Annotated in this window: 13 protein-coding genes and 1 riboswitch; of the genes, 11 read left to right on the forward strand and 2 right to left on the reverse strand. The window is 66.8% G+C overall.

Translation table 11 applies throughout. The features are described from left to right. Positions 1-2 precede the first annotated feature (2 nt). The 8 genes from murD (at position 3) to ftsZ (ending at position 9964) form a co-directional block, all read left to right on the forward strand. Positions 3-1667 carry a UDP-N-acetylmuramoyl-L-alanine--D-glutamate ligase gene (gene murD, locus AC3WUT_RS16670; protein ID WP_492348198.1) on the forward strand — a complete coding sequence of 555 codons (1665 nt, stop codon included), beginning with the start codon at positions 3-5 and terminating at the stop codon, positions 1665-1667. Continuing rightward, positions 1664-2938 (forward strand): putative lipid II flippase FtsW, encoded by a 1275-nt coding sequence (gene ftsW / locus AC3WUT_RS16675; RefSeq protein ID WP_492348199.1) that lies wholly within the window; start codon positions 1664-1666, stop codon positions 2936-2938. The genes murD and ftsW overlap by 4 nt, the downstream gene beginning before the upstream one ends. Next, positions 2935-3999 (forward strand): undecaprenyldiphospho-muramoylpentapeptide beta-N-acetylglucosaminyltransferase, encoded by a 1065-nt coding sequence (gene murG, locus AC3WUT_RS16680; protein ID WP_492348200.1) that lies wholly within the window; start codon positions 2935-2937, stop codon positions 3997-3999. The genes ftsW and murG overlap by 4 nt, the downstream gene beginning before the upstream one ends. Then, complete coding sequence (murC, locus tag AC3WUT_RS16685; protein WP_492348201.1) at positions 3996-5456, forward strand: UDP-N-acetylmuramate--L-alanine ligase; 1461 nt, start codon at positions 3996-3998, stop codon at positions 5454-5456. The genes murG and murC overlap by 4 nt, the downstream gene beginning before the upstream one ends. Next, positions 5456-6433 carry a D-alanine--D-alanine ligase gene (locus tag AC3WUT_RS16690; protein ID WP_492348202.1) on the forward strand — a complete coding sequence of 326 codons (978 nt, stop codon included), beginning with the start codon at positions 5456-5458 and terminating at the stop codon, positions 6431-6433. Before murC ends, AC3WUT_RS16690 begins: the two co-directional genes overlap by 1 nt. Positions 6434-6439: 6 nt before the next feature. After that, complete coding sequence (locus AC3WUT_RS16695) at positions 6440-7225, forward strand: cell division protein FtsQ/DivIB (protein WP_492348203.1); 786 nt, start codon at positions 6440-6442, stop codon at positions 7223-7225. Between the two features lie 48 nt (positions 7226-7273). Beyond that, the gene (ftsA, locus tag AC3WUT_RS16700; protein ID WP_492348204.1) at positions 7274-8503 is read left to right on the forward strand and encodes a cell division protein FtsA; all 1230 of its coding nucleotides are present in this window, start codon (positions 7274-7276) and stop codon (positions 8501-8503) included. A 225-nt stretch (positions 8504-8728) separates the two neighbouring features. Beyond that, a complete protein-coding gene (gene ftsZ, locus AC3WUT_RS16705) occupies positions 8729-9964 on the forward strand; it encodes a cell division protein FtsZ (RefSeq protein ID WP_492348205.1) in 1236 nt (411 codons plus the stop codon). 60 nt (positions 9965-10024) lie between these two features. On the opposite strand, the gene AC3WUT_RS16710 is transcribed toward ftsZ, so the two are convergent. Beyond that, positions 10025-11041 (reverse strand): SGNH/GDSL hydrolase family protein, encoded by a 1017-nt coding sequence (locus AC3WUT_RS16710; protein ID WP_492348206.1) that lies wholly within the window; start codon positions 11039-11041, stop codon positions 10025-10027. A gap of 121 nt (positions 11042-11162) precedes the next feature. Further along, the gene (locus tag AC3WUT_RS16715; protein ID WP_492348207.1) at positions 11163-12950 is read right to left on the reverse strand and encodes a methyl-accepting chemotaxis protein; all 1788 of its coding nucleotides are present in this window, start codon (positions 12948-12950) and stop codon (positions 11163-11165) included. A 311-nt stretch (positions 12951-13261) separates the two neighbouring features. On the opposite strand from AC3WUT_RS16715, the gene lpxC reads away from it, so the two are divergent. From lpxC to thiC, 3 genes are all read left to right on the forward strand, one after another. Further along, a complete protein-coding gene (lpxC, locus tag AC3WUT_RS16720) occupies positions 13262-14185 on the forward strand; it encodes a UDP-3-O-acyl-N-acetylglucosamine deacetylase (RefSeq protein ID WP_019574093.1) in 924 nt (307 codons plus the stop codon). 27 nt (positions 14186-14212) lie between these two features. Then, positions 14213-14389 (forward strand): hypothetical protein, encoded by a 177-nt coding sequence (locus AC3WUT_RS16725; protein WP_492348208.1) that lies wholly within the window; start codon positions 14213-14215, stop codon positions 14387-14389. Positions 14390-14416: 27 nt separating this feature from the next. Then, positions 14417-14539, forward strand: a riboswitch (TPP riboswitch). A gap of 108 nt (positions 14540-14647) precedes the next feature. Continuing rightward, positions 14648-16513, forward strand: a complete 1866-nt coding sequence (gene thiC, locus AC3WUT_RS16730) for a phosphomethylpyrimidine synthase ThiC (protein ID WP_492348209.1) — start codon at positions 14648-14650, stop codon at positions 16511-16513. Positions 16514-16518 lie beyond the last annotated feature (5 nt).

Genomic DNA, 16518 nt, shown 5'->3' on the forward strand with positions numbered 1-16518 from the left:
CCGTGAGCCCGTCCTCCCTGCAAGATCAGCCTGTCCTCATCCTGGGCCTGGGGGCTTCCGGCCTGGCGATGGCGCGCTGGTGCGCGCGCCAGGGCGCCCGGGTGACGGTGGCCGACAGCCGTGAGCAGCCGCCGCAACTGGCCGCGCTGCAGGCCGAATGGCCCCAGGTCCGCTTTGTCGGTGGCCCCTTCAGTGCCGCCCTGGTCGAGGGCCGCGATGTGCGTGCCGTGTTCCGCTCGCCCGGCCTGTCGCCTGCTGCGGTGGCGGTGGTGTGCGATCCGGCGCGTGCTGCGGGCCTGTGGGTGGGGGGCGAACTGAGCCTGTTCAACCACGCACTGGCCCAACTGGCCAAGGTGGACGAAGCCCCGGCCGACGTGCCTTCCGACACCGACACCGACACCGACACCGACACCGACACCGACACCGACACCGAGCCTGCTTCTGAAGCCTTGCCCGAGGCCGCCGCCGAGCCCGAGCCACCGGTCCGTGCGGCCCAGGGCTACGCCCCGGCCGTGCTGGCCATCACGGGCACCAATGGCAAGACCACCGTCACCTCGCTGACCGGCCAGCTGGTCGAGCGGGCGGGCAAGACCGTCGCGGTGGCTGGCAACATCGGGCCCACCCTGCTCGATACGCTGCAGCAGCACCTGGACGCCGGCACCATGCCCCAGGTGTGGGTGCTGGAGCTGTCCAGCTTCCAACTCGACGGCATTTCAGGCTTCGAGCCGACGGCTGCCACCGTGCTCAACGTCACACAAGACCACCTTGACTGGCATGGCAGCCTGCAGGCCTATGCCCAGGCCAAGGCCCGGGTGTTCGGCGAGCGCTCGCTGATGGTGCTCAACCGCGACGACGCGATGGTGATGGCCATGTTGCCGGCCCCGCTGCGGGTGAAGTTGCAAAAGCCCCAGGTCCGGGCCCACGTGACCTTCGGCGCCGGCATGCCGCAGCGCCCGGGCGATTTCGGCATCGAGGTGGTCAATGGCATGGCCTGGCTGGTGCGCGCCCTGGAGGCCGATGAGACCCGCAAGCGCCGCAAGGACGAAGCCGAAGAATTGCACATCCAGCGCCTGATGCCCGCCGATGCCTTGCGCATCCGTGGCCGCCACAACGCCACCAACGCGCTGGCCGCACTGGCCCTGGCCTGCGCGGCAGGGTGTGCGATGGCCCCGATGCTCTATGGCCTGCGCGAATACCTGGGCGAGCCGCACCGGGTCGAGTCGGTGGCCCTGGTGCGCGAGGTCGAGTACTTTGACGACAGCAAGGGCACCAACGTGGGCGCCACCGTGGCGGCCCTGCAGGGCCTGGGCGCCGACCGGCGCCTGGTGGTCATCCTGGGGGGCGACGGCAAGGGGCAAGACTTCTCGCCTCTGGCCGAACCTGTCAGCCGATTTGCCCGCGCGGTGGTGTTGATCGGCCGTGATGGCCCGCAGATCGGCGCTGCCCTGCAAGACAGCGGCGTGCGTTGCGACACTTGCGCCACCTTGCCCGAGGCCGTGCGCCTCGCAGCCGAACTGGCTCAGCCCGGCGATGCCGTGCTGATGTCGCCGGCCTGCGCCAGCCTCGACATGTTTGACAACTACGCCCACCGGGCCCGCGTGTTCTGCGACACGGTTCAACTGCTGGCCGAAGAGGCGGGCCAGACCCTGGAGGGCGGCTTCGCATGAACACGCGCAACGCCTCCCTCAGCCTGTCGGGCCGGCTTTCGGGCTGGTTCAGCGGCGTCTCCAAAGCCGCTGGCGAGGTGCTGCCCGTGCGCACCTGGTCGGCCGACGAGGGGCGTGGCGAGCCGATGCGCGCCAGCATGCTGGGGGTGGATCAGGCGCTGGTCTGGGTCACGGTGGCCCTGCTGGCCTGGGGCCTGGTGATGGTGTATTCGGCCTCGGTGGCCATGCCCGACAACCCGCGCTTTGCCAACTACACACCGACCTACTTTCTGACCCGCCACGCCTTGTGGCTGGTGATGGGCTTTGTGGCCGCACTGCTGACCTTCCAGGTGCCCATGAAGGTGTGGGAAAAGGCCGCGCCCTGGCTTTTCGTGGTCTCGCTGCTGCTGCTGATCATGGTGCTGATCCCGCACGTGGGCAAGGTGGTGTATGGCGCGCGCCGCTGGATCGGACTGGGCCCGTTGAGCTTTCAGCCCTCTGAGCTGGCCAAGTTCGCGGTGCTGCTCTATGCGGCCGACTACATGGTGCGCAAGATGGAAGTGAAGGAGCGCTTCTTCCAGGCCGTCTGGCCCATGGGGGCCGCCGTGGCCCTGGTGGGGGCCTTGCTGCTGGCCGAGCCCGACATGGGCGCTTTCATGGTGATCGCCGTGATCGCCATGGGCATTCTGTTTCTCGGCGGCGTCAACGCGCGCATGTTCTTCCTGATTGCCGCGGTGCTGGTGGGCGCCTTCGGCCTGATGATTGCCGCCTCACCCTGGCGGCGCGAACGCATCTTTGCCTACCTCGACCCCTGGAGCGAGCACAACGCCCTGGGCAAGGGCTATCAGCTGTCGCACTCGCTGATTGCCATTGGCCGCGGTGAGATCTTCGGCGTCGGTCTGGGCGGCAGTGTCGAGAAACTGCACTGGCTGCCCGAGGCCCACACCGACTTCCTGCTGGCCGTGATCGGCGAAGAATTCGGTCTGGTGGGCGTGTTGTGCGTGATCGGCCTGTTCCTGTGGATGACGCGCCGCATGATGCACATCGGCCGCCAGGCGATCGCCCTCGACCGGGTGTTCCCGGGTCTGGTGGCGCAGGGCGTGGGCATCTGGATGGGGTTCCAGGCCTTCATCAACATGGGCGTGAACCTGGGCGCCTTGCCCACCAAGGGCCTGACCCTGCCGCTGATGAGCTATGGCGGCTCGGCGGTGCTCATGAACCTGGTGACCATCGCCGTGGTGCTGCGCATCGATTACGAGAACAAGGTGATGATGAAGGGAGGCCGCGTATGAGCGCCAAGACCGCCCTCATCATGGCGGGTGGCACCGGTGGCCACATCTTCCCCGGCCTGGCCGTGGCCGAAGCCCTGCGCGAGCGCGGCTGGCGCGTGCATTGGCTGGGGGGGCCCGACAGCATGGAAAGCCGGCTGGTGCCGCCGCGTGGTTTCACCTTCGAGACGGTGGACTTCTCGGGCGTGCGCGGCAAGGGTCTGAAGACCCTGGTCCTGCTGCCCCTGCGCCTGCTCAAGGCCTTCTGGCAAAGCCTGCAGGTGGTACGCCGCGTGCGGCCTGATGTGGTGGTGGGCCTGGGCGGGTACATCACCTTTCCGGCCGGCATGATGGCCGTGCTGCTGGGCAAACCCCTGGTGCTGCACGAGCAGAATTCGGTGGCCGGCATGGCCAACAAGATCCTGGCCGGTGTGGCCGACCGCGTGTTCACCGCCTTCCCGAAAGTGATGGCCAAGGGCCGCTGGGTGGGCAATCCGCTGCGCGCGGGTTTCACCACGCAAGCCAGCCCCGCCGAGCGTTTTGCCGGGCGCAACGGCCCCCTGCGGGTGCTGGTGGTGGGCGGCAGCCTGGGCGCCAAGGCCTTGAACGACACCGTGCCGCAGGCGCTGGCCCTCATCCCCGAGGCCGAGCGCCCACAGGTGATCCACCAAAGCGGCGCCAAGCAGATCGACGCCCTGCGCGAGGCCTACCGCGCCGCCGGCGTGCAGGCCGAGCTCACGCCCTTCATCGACGACACGGCCACCGCCTTTGCCCAGGCCGACCTGATCATCTGCCGCGCTGGCGCCAGCACCGTGACCGAGATCGCGGCCGTGGGCGCCGCAGCGGTGTACGTGCCTTTCCCCCATGCGGTGGACGACCACCAGACCACCAATGCCCGCTTCCTGGTCGAAGCGGGCGGGGGCTGGCTGTTGCCGCAGACCGAACTCACGCCCGAGCACCTGGCCGGGCTGATTCTCCAAACCACCCGCGCCGACCTGCTGGCGCGGGCAGAGCAAGCCAAGAAGATGCAAAAAATTGAAGCCACCACTGAGGTGGTGAGCGCCTGTGAGGAGCTGGCCCGATGAAGCACGCCATCCGTCACATCCATTTCGTGGGCCTCGGCGGGGCCGGCATGAGCGGCATTGCCGAAGTGCTGCACAACCTGGGCTACACCATTTCGGGCTCCGACCTGGCCGACAGCGCCACCCTGCGCCGCCTGCAGGGCCTGGGCATCCGCACCTTCGTGGGTCACGATGCGACCCACCTCGACGAGGTGGACTGCGTGGTCACCTCGACCGCGGTGCGGGCCGACAACCCCGAGGTGCTGAAGGCCCGTGAAAAACGCATTCCGGTGGTGCCGCGCGCCGTCATGCTGGCCGAGTTGATGCGCCTCAAGCGCGGCATCGCGATCGCCGGCACCCACGGCAAGACCACCACCACCAGCCTGGTCACCAGCGTGCTGGCCGAAGCCGGCCTGGACCCCACTTTTGTGATTGGTGGCCGCCTCAACAGCGCCGGCGCCAATGCCAAGCTGGGCAGCGGCGACTACATCGTGGTTGAGGCCGACGAGTCGGACGCCTCGTTCCTGAACCTGCTGCCGGTGATGGCGGTGGTGACCAACATCGATGCCGACCACATGGAGACCTACGGCCACGACTTCAACAAGCTGAAGTCGGCCTTTGTGGATTTCCTGCACCGCATGCCCTTCTACGGCACGGCCATCCTGTGTTCTGACGACCCGGCGATCCGCGAGATCATGCCCCGCGTGCAGTGCCCCATCACCAGCTATGGCTTCGGTGAGGACGCTCAGGTGCGCGCCGTCGATGTGCGCGCCGTGGACGGCCAGATGCATTTCACCGTGCAGCGCCGCAATGGCGTGACCCTGCCGGACCTGCCCGTGGTGCTGAACCTGGCCGGTGAACACAACGTGCTCAATGCCTTGTCGGCCATCGCGGTGGCCGTCGAACTGGGCATTCCAGACGAGGCCCTGCTGCGCGGCCTGGCCCAGTTCAAGGGCGTGGGCCGGCGCTTCCAGCGCTATGGCGAACTGCCCTCGGCTGACGGTGGCCGCTTCACCCTGATCGACGACTACGGCCACCACCCGGTGGAAATGGCGGCCACCCTGGCGGCCGCACGCGGCGCGTTTCCGGGCCGTCGCCTGGTGCTGGCTTTCCAGCCGCACCGCTTCACCCGCACGCGCGACTGCTTCGAGGACTTCATCAAGGTCATCGGCCGCGCTGACGCCGTGCTGCTGACCGAGGTGTATGCCGCCGGCGAGGCCCCCATCGTGGCGGCCGACGGCCGAGCCCTGGCCCGCGCCTTGCGCGTGGCGGGCCAGGTCGAGCCGCTGTTTGTCGACCGGGTTGAAGAACTGCCCCAGGCCATTGCCCGCAACGCCCGCGCCGGCGACGTGGTGATGTGCATGGGTGCGGGCTCCATCGGCGGGGTGCCGGCCAAGGTGGTCGAGTGGCTGCAACAGCAGGCACCTCAGGGTGCCGCGGGTGTGCAGGGTGTGGTGAGCGATGTCGGAGGGCAGGGGTGATGAACATCCAGGCAAGTGAATTGGGCAAGGTGGCGGTGCTGCTGGGCGGTACCTCGGCCGAGCGTGAGGTGTCGTTGATGTCGGGCCAGGGCGTGCTGCAGGCCTTGTTGTCGCGTGGTGTGGACGCCCACCCCTTCGATCCGGCGGGGCGCGATCTCAGCGAGCTCAAGAAGCACGGCTTTCAACGCTGCTTCATCGCCTTGCATGGCCGCCACGGCGAAGACGGCACGGTGCAGGGGGCCCTTGAGTTGCTGGGCATCCCGTACACCGGATCGGGTGTGATGGCCTCCAGTGTGGCCATGGACAAGGTCATGACCAAGCGCCTGTGGAGCGCCGAGGGCCTGCCCACGCCGCGTTATGTGTGGCTCTCGCCCGAGCAGCAGACCCGCGAGCTGGTGCGTCAGGTGCCCGATGAGCTGGGCCTGCCCCTGATCATCAAGCCCCCGCGCGAAGGCTCGTCCATCGGCGTGACCAAGGTGCGTGGCTACTCGCAGATGCAGGACGCGGTCACCCTGTCGGCCCGCTACGACCCCGATGTGCTGTGCGAAGAGTTCATCGAGGGCGAAGAGGTGACCTGCCCGGTGCTGGGCACCGGTGCCGAGGCCCGGGCCCTGCCGGTGATCCGCATCGTCGCCCCCGAAGGCGCCTACGACTACCAGAACAAGTACTTCACCGACGACGTGAAGTACCAGTGCCCGAGCGGCCTGCCGCCCGAGGAAGAGGCTGAGATCCAGCGCATCGTGCTGGCCTCGTACCGTGCCCTGGGCTGCCGGGGTTGGGGCCGTGCTGATCTGATGATCCGCGCCAGCGACCGCAAGCCTTTCCTGCTCGAGATGAACACCTCGCCGGGCATGACGGGCCATTCGCTGGTGCCGATGTCGGCCCGTGCCACCGGTCTGAGCTATGAAGACCTGTGCCTGCAGGTGCTGGCCACGGCCACGCTCGACAGCCCCGCCAAACCTCTGGCCGGAGCCTGATGCGCCATGAGTGATCCCCTGGCCGTACCCTTGGACGTCAAGCTGATGAACCTGACCGCTTCGGTCCTGTTCATGGGCTGTGTCGCCCTGGTCGTGGCTGCGGGCGGCTGGTGGGTGCTGCGGCACCCGGCGTTCTCCATCGGCAGCCTGTCGGTGCAGGGCGAATTCACGCACAACAACGCGGTCACGCTGCGTGCCAATGTGGCGCACAAGCTGGTGGGCAATTTCTTCACCGTCGACCTGCGTCAGGTGCGCGAGGCCTTCGAGGGGGTGCCCTGGGTGCGCCATGCGGCGGTGCGGCGCCAGTTCCCCAATCAGTTGCAGATCACCCTCGAAGAGCACGTGCCGGTGGCCTTGTGGGGCCCGGAAAGCGGCTCGGGCATGCTCAACAGCTTCGGCGAGGTGTTCGAAGCCAATGTGGACGATGTGGATCAGGACGACCTGCCGCGCCTGTACGGCCCGGCCGGCCAGTCGGTCGAGGTGCTCGACATGTATGGCCGCCTGCGCCCCATCCTCAAGCAGGTCGAGCTCGACCTGGCTGAACTCGAACTGACCCCGCGCGGGGGCTGGCGTGCCACGCTCGATTCGGGCGCTGCGATCGAGCTGGGCAGTGGCAGCATCAATGAAGTGCTGGCCCGCACGCGCCGTTTTGTGGCCACCCTGACCCAGGTCACCTCGCGCTACGGGCGGCACCCGGGCTCGCTTGAATCGGCCGATCTGCGCCACACCGAAGGCTATGCCCTGCGCTTGCGCGGCGTGACCACGGTCAGCGCCGAACAGCCCAAGAAATAAGAACAAAGAACACCGACCCAACCAACACAGAATAGAACAGGTAAACATATGGCAAAGGAATACAAGGATCTGGTGGTGGGCCTGGACATTGGCACTGCCAAGGTCATGGCGGTGGTGGCCGAGGTCCTGCCTGGGGGCGAGCTCAAGCTGGCCGGCCTGGGTGTGGCCCCCAGCAATGGCTTGAAGCGCGGCGTGGTGGTGAACATCGATGCCACCGTGCAGAGCATCCAGCAGGCGCTCAAGGAAGCCGAGCTGATGGCCGACTGCAAGATCACGCGTGTCTACACCGGCATCACCGGCAGCCACATCCGCGGCCTCAATTCCAGCGGCATGGTGGCCGTCAAGGACAAGGAGGTCACCCCGGCCGACGTGGCTCGGGTGGTGGAGACCGCCAAGGCCATCAACATTTCGACCGACCAGCGCCTGCTGCTGGTCGAGCCGCAAGAGTTCGTGATCGACGGCCAGGACGTCAAGGAACCGATCGGCATGAGCGGCCTGCGCCTGGAGGCCAAGGTGCACATCGTGACCGGCGCCCAGAGTGCGGCCGAGAACATCATCAAGTGCGTGCGGCGTTGCGGCCTGGACGTGGAGCAGCTGATGCTCAACCCGCTGGCCTCCAGCCAGGCGGTGCTGACCGATGACGAGCGCGAGCTCGGAGTGGCCGTGGTCGACATCGGCGCCGGCACCACCGACGTGGCCATCTTCACCAATGGCGCGATCCGCCACACCGCCGTGATCCCGATCGCGGGCGACCTGATCACCAGCGACATCGCGATGGCCTTGCGCACGCCGACGAAGGATGCCGAAGACATCAAGGTCGAGTCGGGCTATGCCAAGCAACTGCTGGCCGACGCCGAGACCCAGGTCGAGGTGCCGGGTCTGGGCGATCGCGGCCCGCGCATGCTGAGCCGCCAGGCTCTGGCCGGCGTGATCGAGCCGCGTGTCGAGGAAATCTTCTCGCTGGTCCAGCAGGTGATCCGCGAGTCGGGCTACGAAGAGGTGCTGTCCTCGGGCATCGTGCTCACCGGCGGCAGCGCCGTGATGCCGGGCATGGTCGAGTTGGCCGAAGACATCTTCCTGAAGCCCGTGCGCCGTGGCCTGCCCAAGTACGCCAGCGCCCTGTCCGACATGGTGGCCCAGCCGCGCGCGGCCACCGTGATGGGCCTGATGGAAGAAGCCCGCCAGGCCCGTATCCGCGGCTTCAAGGTGGCGCAGAAGAGTGGCTCCATGAAGACGGCCTTCGGTCGCTTCAAGGACTTCATCGTGGGGAACTTCTGACATGGCCCTGCGGCCCTTTCTCATGGCTGGCAGCACCCTGTATTCAGGGGTGCCGGCCCTGGGGCCGCCGCCTCGCAAACCCTGGCTGGCCAGAGGTAGCCCGCCACTGCAAAAAAAGGAGCGCTGGCACTCTACAGGACCGCCATAAGACGCTCAAGGCAAGTCACAATTCCGTCAGTAAAAATTTTTGGCAATTGCAAAGCAGGCAGATTCAGGAGCAACAAGATGACCATCGAAATGATCGAAGTTGAAGAGTTCAACATGGGCACTCAGATCAAGGTGATTGGTGTTGGCGGGGGGGGCGGAAACGCCGTGGAGCACATGATCCAGCGTCATGTGCAGGGCGTTGAATTCGTCTGTGCGAACACCGACGCTCAGGCCCTGGGCCGCAGCGCGGCCCATCGCACCATCCAGCTCGGCCAGAGCGGCCTGGGTGCCGGCAGCAAGCCCGACAAGGGGCGCGATGCCGCCGAGGCGGCCCTGGAAGACATCCGTGCCGCCATCTCGGGCGCACACATGTTGTTCATCACCGCCGGCATGGGCGGTGGCACCGGCACTGGCGCCGCGCCTGTGATCGCCCGCGTGGCCAAGGAAATGGGCATTCTCACCGTCGGCGTGGTGACCAAGCCCTTCGACTGGGAAGGCAAGCGCCGCATGGCCAATGCCGACGACGGTCTGGCCGAACTCGAGGCCAATGTCGATTCGCTGATCGTGGTGCTCAACGAGAAGCTGCTCGACGTGCTGGGTGACGACATCACCCAGGACGAAGCCTTCGCCCATGCCAACGACGTGCTGAAGAACGCCGTGGGTGGCATTGCCGAAATCATCAACGAGTACGGCCATGTGAACGTCGACTTTGAAGACGTGCGCACCGTGATGGGTGAGCCCGGCAAGGCCATGATGGGCACGGCCGTGGCCAGCGGTCCTGACCGCGCCCGCATCGCTGCCGAGCAGGCTGTAGCCTGCCCGCTGCTCGAAGGCATCGACCTCTCGGGTGCCAAGGGCGTGCTGGTGTTGGTGACCGCCGCCAAGGGCAGCCTGAAGCTGTCCGAGTCCAAGCTGGCCATGAGCACCATCAATGCCTACGCATCGCCCGATGCGCATGTGATCTACGGCGCCGCCTACGACGACTCGCTGGGTGAGAACATCCGCGTGACCGTGGTCGCCACCGGCCTGAGCCGTCAGAACGCCCGCCGTGCCGCGCCTCCGCTGCAAGTGCTGCGCACTGGCACCGACAACGTCGGCTTCAACCTGCCCGTGGCCTCGTCGGGCGGCAGCGTGGCCGGTGTGGCCCAGGTGGGCATGGGCAGCACCGTGGGGGGCTCGGACTACGGCAGCATGAGCGTGCCCAGCGTGTGGCGCACCAACCGCACCCAGGCCGCCGCCAAGGTCGATGCCCTGGTGTCGGGCGGCATGGACGACCTGGAGATCCCGGCCTTCCTGCGCAAGCAAGCCGACTGATCAAGCCCTCACAGGCCACCCTGGGTGGTCTGCGACCCAAGCCACGAGGCCCTGTGCACGTCAATGTGCCAGGGCCTCGAGTTTTTTCAGCACCTCTTCAGCCAGCAGGGCGTGGCCTCGGGGCGTGAAGTGGAAATCGTCCGCATACAGAAAGCGTTCGGCCGCATCGGGCTGCACCAGGGTCTGGGCCGAGCAAAAGACGGCGCTGGCCGAGGGGACGGTGTTGGTGCAGGCGGGGGTCTGGACGTCGATCAGGCCATAGGTGGCGGGTTGGGTCAGCAGGCGTTCCCCCAGCGGGCCCCAGTCGACCCAGACCAGGCCGGGTGGCTGACCCAGGGCGGCCTGCAGGCGCTGTTCGAAGCGCTGCGCCCAGGCGCGCACCTGGCGTCGCTGTTTCTCATCGAGCCAACGCTGCGCAAATGGGTTGTTGGAAAAGTCGAGGGCCAGGCCCAGCACCACCAGCGGAGCACCGTGTTGCAGCAGTCGTTGCACCTCGGCGGCCAGATCGTCGGCCGCCTTCTCGACACCCGCCGTGCCCTGGGCCAGTGCCTGGTCTTCGTCCAGCCCGGGCGGGCGTGACCAGAACGCGGCATCGAACTGGGCAAAGAGGTCGTTGCCACCGGCCGCCAGCAGAACCAGCTCGCCCTTGACCATCGGCCCCTGGGCCAGGCGGGCCGAGATCTGAGCCCGCACCGGTGTCACGTCATCATTTCGGCCCAGGGCGCTCACACCGGGGAGCAGGGCCACGCGGGCACCGCCCTCGGCGTAGTCGTTGCCCCCCACCACCTGGGCCTGGGCGCCGTCGCCCACCAGGCGCCGAGGTGTCAGTTTCACGCCATAGCGGGCCGCCACCACTTCGGCCCAGACCTGGCCCGGGTTGACCGTGAACTTGCCGGGTTGGGAGGAATCCCCAGCAAAAGGACCATAGGTGCCCACATCGCTGAGGCTGTCGCCGAACACAGTGACCTGCTGCACGTGCAGCTGGGGGGCCGGGGGGGCGTCGCTGCCGCCGCAACTGGACAGCAAGAGGGCCAGTGAGAGCCAGAGGCTCAGGCGGGGTGAGGTCGGTGTTTTCATGGGGCTGCATCCTGTAAACAGAAAGCAGCCACTCTAGGAAGGCCCGCCGGTCAGCCGGAGCGGGGCCGGCTGGACGGTTGGCGCAAGGGGCACGGGCGGTTTCGCGGCCCCTGACAACCGCTCAGAAAGATTCCCAATCGCCCTCGGCGCTGGGGGCTGGTGCGGCGCTGATGCGCGGCGTGGCGGCGGGTGTTGGCGCAGGGGCGGGTGCCGTGGTGGCCTTGCTGGCCGCCTTGCCAGGCAGGGCCTTGGCGGGCGCGGCGCTCACCCGCGGGGCCGGCGCGGCGCGGGGGGCGGCCGGGCGCAGGGGGGCCGCGGGCCGCAGGCGGGGCGCGGCCACTTCGCTGCCATGCACGCGGAAGCGGGCCACCACCTCGGTCAGGCGCATGGCCTGTTCGCGCAGGCTGTCCGCCGCTGCGGCCGATTGCTCGACCAGGGCCGAGTTCTGCTGGGTCATCTGATCGAGCCGGTTGACGGCGGTGTTCACCTGGGCAATGCCCTGGCTTTGCTCCGAGGTCGCGGCGCGGATCTCGCCGATGATGTCGGTCACGCGCTGCACGCTGGCCACGATCTCGGTCATGGTGTTGCCGGCGTTGCCCACCAGGCGGGTGCCGCTTTCCACCTTCTCGACCGAGGCGCCGATCAGCGACTTGATCTCTTTGGCTGCCTCGGCACTGCGACCGGCCAGGCTGCGCACCTCACCGGCGACCACGGCAAAGCCGCGGCCTTGCTCACCGGCGCGGGCGGCTTCCACCGCCGCATTCAAGGCCAGGATGTTGGTCTGGAAGGCGATCCCGTCGATGACACCGATGATGTCGGAGATCTTCTTGCTGCTGGTGTTGATCTCTTCCATGGTGGACACGACTTCCGACACCACCTGACCCCCGCGCTGTGCCACTTCGGCGGCCGAGTTGGCCATCTGGTTGGCCGTCTGGGCCGAGTCAGAGGTTTGTTGCACCGTGCTGGTCAGCTCTTCCATGCTGCCGGCGGCGGCCTGCAGGTTGCTGGCGGTCTGTTCGGTGCGTTGTGACAGGTCGGTGTTGCCCTGGGCGATCTCGCTGGAGGCGGTGGCAATGCTGTCGGTGGCTGAACGCACCTCGGTCACCAGGCGCCGCAAGGACACCACCATGTGCTCCAGCGCATCCAGCAACGAGCCCGCCGGCGAGGGGGGGATCTGCACGTCCAGATTGCCTTCGGCCACTTCCGACATGGCCGCCATGGCCACGGTCGGGTCGCCACCGATCTGCTGGATCACCGAGCGCGACACCATCACCCCGATGCCGCCCACGGCCAGGATCACGAAGGCCACGATGCCCAGGTCGAACAGCAGCGTGTCACGCACCATCTTGTCCACGTCATCGGTGTACACGCCCGAGCCCACCATCCAATTCCAGGCGTCCAGGCGGATGGCATACAGCGTCTTGGGCACCAGGGTCTGCTGGCCCGGGCGGGCGAACTGGGTGGGCACGAAGGCGCGGCCGTCCTTGCTGGCGCGGATGGCGTCGGCCAGCAGCTTGATGATGTCGGTGCCGGCACCGTCCTTGATCTGGCCGGCCATGTCTTTGCCCTCCCATTCGGGCTTGATCGGGTGCATGACACCTTTGCCGTCCAGGGTCCAGATGTAGAAGTACTCGGTCTTGCCTTCGGGGCCGCCGTAGCGCGACACGCGCAGCGCGTCCTTGGCAGCGGTCTGGGCGTCTTCGAGCGACATGGCGCCGCTGGCGGCCTTGGCCTGGTAGGCCGCCACAATGCTGTAGGCCCCTTGCACGGCCGTGGTCAGTTGTTCCTGGCGGGCGTCGATGATCATGCGCCGCTGCTGCAGCAGCGAGCCGATGGCCAGCACAGCGATGGCCAGCAGGGCCATGGACATCAGCAGCAGGATCTTGGTTTTGAAACTGAGTTTGTTCATGGTGGAGGGGGCTGAAAATTGAAGTGAGGGGCCGAATGAATTCTTCGGTCCGATGGACGCGCTTTGCACACGGATGAGGGGTATTTTCGACGCGACTTCCGAGGCTGAGGAGTCGGGTCGGGCCATTAAGTAAAGACCCTATGATCTGGGTCATGGTGCGGCTTGACCTGTGTTCGCTGTGCGGTCGTGACGGGGCCGCTGCAGGCTGGGTTCACTGCGTCGTCAGAGGGCGCCGTGTCCTGGGGGGGGGCTGTATCCGTTGGATACCCCTCTCGACCTTGCGACGCATGGCCTGGACTTAAAATGAAGCCATGCTGCAGCAACGAACCCTCAAGACCCTGACCCGCGCCGTGGGCGTCGGCCTGCACAGCGGGCAACGGGTCGAACTGACCCTGAGGCCTGCGCAACCCGACACGGGCATTGTGTTCCGTCGCATCGATCTGCCCGAGCCGGTGGACATCCCCATCACCGCTCAGGCGGTGACCGACACCCGGCTGGCCTCCACCATCTCGGCTGGTGGGGCCAAGGTTCACACGGTGGAGCACCTGATGTCCGCCTGTGCCGGTCTGGGCATTGACAACCTGTACGTCGACATCACCGCCGAAGAGGTGCCCATTCTCGACGGCTCCTCGGCCTCGTTCGTGTTTCTGCTGCAGAGTGCCGGCATCGAGCTGCAGAAGGCGCCGCGGCGTTTCATCCGCGTCAAGCACCCGGTCGAGGTGCGAGAAGGCGAGGGCGCGCAGGCCAAATGGGCCCGTCTGACGCCTTACCACGGCTACAAGCTCAATTTCGAGATCGACTTTGGTCACCCTGCGGTGGATTCCACGGGCCAGTATGTGGCCTTTGACCTGGGCAGTGGCAATTACAGCCGTGACATCGCCCGCGCTCGCACCTTCGGCTTCACGCGTGACTTCGAGATGCTGCGTTCCAATGGCCTGGCCCTGGGCGGCGGGCTGGACAACGCCATCGTGATGGACGACTACAAGGTGCTCAACAGCGACGGCCTTCGCTACGACGATGAGTTCGTCAAGCACAAGATCCTCGACGCCATGGGCGATCTGTACCTGATCGGCAAGCCGCTGCTGGCTGAGTACACCGCCTTCCGCTCGGGTCATGCCATGAACAACCGCTTGCTGCGCGAACTGCTGGCCCACCCCGAGTGCTGGGACATGGTCACTTTCGAGGACGAGCGCCAGGCACCGGCCGGCTTTGCCCAACCTGCCCGGGCCTGGTAGGCCAGTCCCCCACCGCTGATCCCGCCCATGTTGCTGTTTCGCTGGTTGGTCCTGTTGCTGCTGTTGGGGGCCGCCGTTTGCTTTGCGTTTTATGTTGGCACCGGCCAGCCCCGCTTCAAGCGCTGGGGCTGGGCTGTGCTGAAGTGGACGCTGATCGCGGCCTTTGTCTTCTTTGCGGTGCTGATTCTCGAACGACTGGCCTGACGCCGACACCCTGCGCCGCGTATACTTCGCGCTGCTCCGGGGTGCACCATGTGCTGAGACGGCGGCTGTTGGATCGAATCCGGCAGGCACGCTGAACCCGACGAACTTGATCCGGTTAATACCGGCGTAAGAAGAGCTGAACTTCAGGCCTCTGGTCCTCCCTGCGGAGGGCGGCAGGCCGCAACACCCCCGCCAGGGGGCTCGGTTGCAGGGTTCACTCCGGGGCTTTCAGTCTGCCTGCCGGAAAGGACCCACACCATGAACGCCCCCGATCTCCAAGCCCGCGAAAAATTCGCCGAGTTGCTGTCGCTCACCCGCGAACCCTTCCCCGCCTCCACCAAGGTCTACGAGGCAGGGGCCCTTCACCCGGACCTGCGTGTGCCCATGCGCCGCATTGACCTCAGCAATGGCGAGCAGGTCACGGTGTACGACACCTCGGGCCCCTACACCGAGCCCAGTGCGTCCATTGACGTGCGCCGTGGCCTGCCCAGCGTGCGTGGCGAGTGGATTGCCCGCCGCGGCGACACCGAAACCTACGAAGGCCGGGCCCGCGTGGCCCTGGACGATGGCCAGAAGGGCGATGCCGAGGATGCCCGCCTGCAAGCCTTGCGTGACGAGGCTGCGGGCCTGCAACGCCGTCCGATCCGCGCCAAGGCGGGCCGCAACGTGAGCCAGATGCACTACGCGCGCCAGGGCATCATCACGCCCGAAATGGAGTTTGTGGCCATCCGCGAAAACGGCCGCCGTGAATGGATGGCCCAGTACCTGGCCGACGAGGCCCGCGAAAAGCGCCTGCAGGGCAACCCCATGGGCGCCATGATCCCGAAGATCATCACGCCCGAGTTCGTGCGTGATGAGGTGGCCCGGGGCCGCGCCATCATCCCGGCCAACATCAACCACCCCGAAGTCGAGCCCATGGCCATCGGCCGCAACTTCCTGGTCAAGATCAACGCCAACATCGGCAACTCGGCCGTCACCTCCAGCATCGAGGAAGAGGTCGAGAAACTGGTCTGGGCCATCCGCTGGGGCGCAGACAACGTGATGGACCTGTCCACCGGCCGCAACATCCACACCACGCGCGACTGGATCGTGCGCAACAGCCCGGTGCCCATCGGCACCGTGCCCATCTACCAGGCCCTGGAGAAGGTGGGCGGCGTGGCCGAAGACCTCACCTGGGAGATCTTCCGCGACACCCTGATCGAACAGGCCGAACAGGGCGTGGACTACTTCACCATCCACGCTGGCATTCGCCTGGCCCACATCCACCTGACCGCCAACCGCCGCACCGGCATCGTCTCGCGCGGGGGCTCGATCATGGCCAAATGGTGCATCGCTCACCACAAGGAAAGCTTCCTCTACGAGCATTTCGAAGACATCTGCGACATCATGAAGGCTTACGACGTGAGCTTCTCGCTGGGCGACGGCCTGCGGCCCGGCTCGGGCTCGGACGCCAACGACGAGGCTCAGTTTGCCGAGCTGCACACCCTGGGCGAGCTGACCCAGGTGGCCTGGAAGCACGATGTCCAGACCATGATCGAAGGCCCCGGCCACGTGCCCATGCACATGATCCAGGCCAACATGACCGAGCAGCTCAAGCACTGCCACGAAGCCCCGTTCTACACCCTGGGCCCGCTGACCATCGACATCGCCCCGGGCTACGACCACATTGCCAGTGCCATCGGTGCCGCCATGATCGGCTGGATGGGCACGGCCATGCTGTGCTACGTCACGCCCAAGGAGCACCTGGGCCTGCCCGACCGTGAAGACGTCAAGCAGGGCATCATTGCCTACAAGATCGCGGCGCACGCGGCGGATGTGGCCAAGGGGCACCCAGGTTCAAGAGCCCGCGACGACGCGCTGTCGCAGGCGCGCTTCGATTTCCGCTGGATGGACCAGTTCAACCTGAGCCTGGACCCTGACACGGCGCGCAACTTCCACGACGAGACCCTGCCCAAGGATTCGGCCAAGGTGGCGCACTTCTGCTCGATGTGCGGGCCCAAGTTCTGCTCGATGAAGATCACCCAGGAGGTGCGCGAATTTGCCGCTCAGGGCATGGCCGAGAAATCCGACGAGTTCAAGCGCGCCGGGGGTGACCTCTACGTGCCGATCAAGCCGGTGGCCTGATCGCG

The sequence above is a fragment of the Curvibacter sp. EU05-FHT14A10 genome (genome assembly GCF_058791075.1).

Excerpts from the sequence above, each read along its gene's own strand:
- AC3WUT_RS16690 (WP_492348202.1), top strand. The coding sequence starts at position 5,456 with ATGAACATCCAGGCAAGTGAATTGGGCAAGGTGGCGGTGCTGCTGGGC.
- AC3WUT_RS16710 (WP_492348206.1), bottom strand. The coding sequence starts at position 11,041 with ATGAAAACACCGACCTCACCCCGCCTGAGCCTCTGGCTCTCACTGGCC.
- murC (WP_492348201.1), top strand. The coding sequence starts at position 3,996 with ATGAAGCACGCCATCCGTCACATCCATTTCGTGGGCCTCGGCGGGGCC.
- ftsZ (WP_492348205.1), top strand. The coding sequence starts at position 8,729 with ATGACCATCGAAATGATCGAAGTTGAAGAGTTCAACATGGGCACTCAG.
- lpxC (WP_019574093.1), top strand. The coding sequence starts at position 13,262 with ATGCTGCAGCAACGAACCCTCAAGACCCTGACCCGCGCCGTGGGCGTC.
- ftsA (WP_492348204.1), top strand. The coding sequence starts at position 7,274 with ATGGCAAAGGAATACAAGGATCTGGTGGTGGGCCTGGACATTGGCACT.
- AC3WUT_RS16715 (WP_492348207.1), bottom strand. The coding sequence starts at position 12,950 with ATGAACAAACTCAGTTTCAAAACCAAGATCCTGCTGCTGATGTCCATG.
- AC3WUT_RS16695 (WP_492348203.1), top strand. The coding sequence starts at position 6,440 with ATGAGTGATCCCCTGGCCGTACCCTTGGACGTCAAGCTGATGAACCTG.
- thiC (WP_492348209.1), top strand. The coding sequence starts at position 14,648 with ATGAACGCCCCCGATCTCCAAGCCCGCGAAAAATTCGCCGAGTTGCTG.
- murG (WP_492348200.1), top strand. The coding sequence starts at position 2,935 with ATGAGCGCCAAGACCGCCCTCATCATGGCGGGTGGCACCGGTGGCCAC.
- ftsW (WP_492348199.1), top strand. The coding sequence starts at position 1,664 with ATGAACACGCGCAACGCCTCCCTCAGCCTGTCGGGCCGGCTTTCGGGC.
- AC3WUT_RS16725 (WP_492348208.1), top strand. The coding sequence starts at position 14,213 with ATGTTGCTGTTTCGCTGGTTGGTCCTGTTGCTGCTGTTGGGGGCCGCC.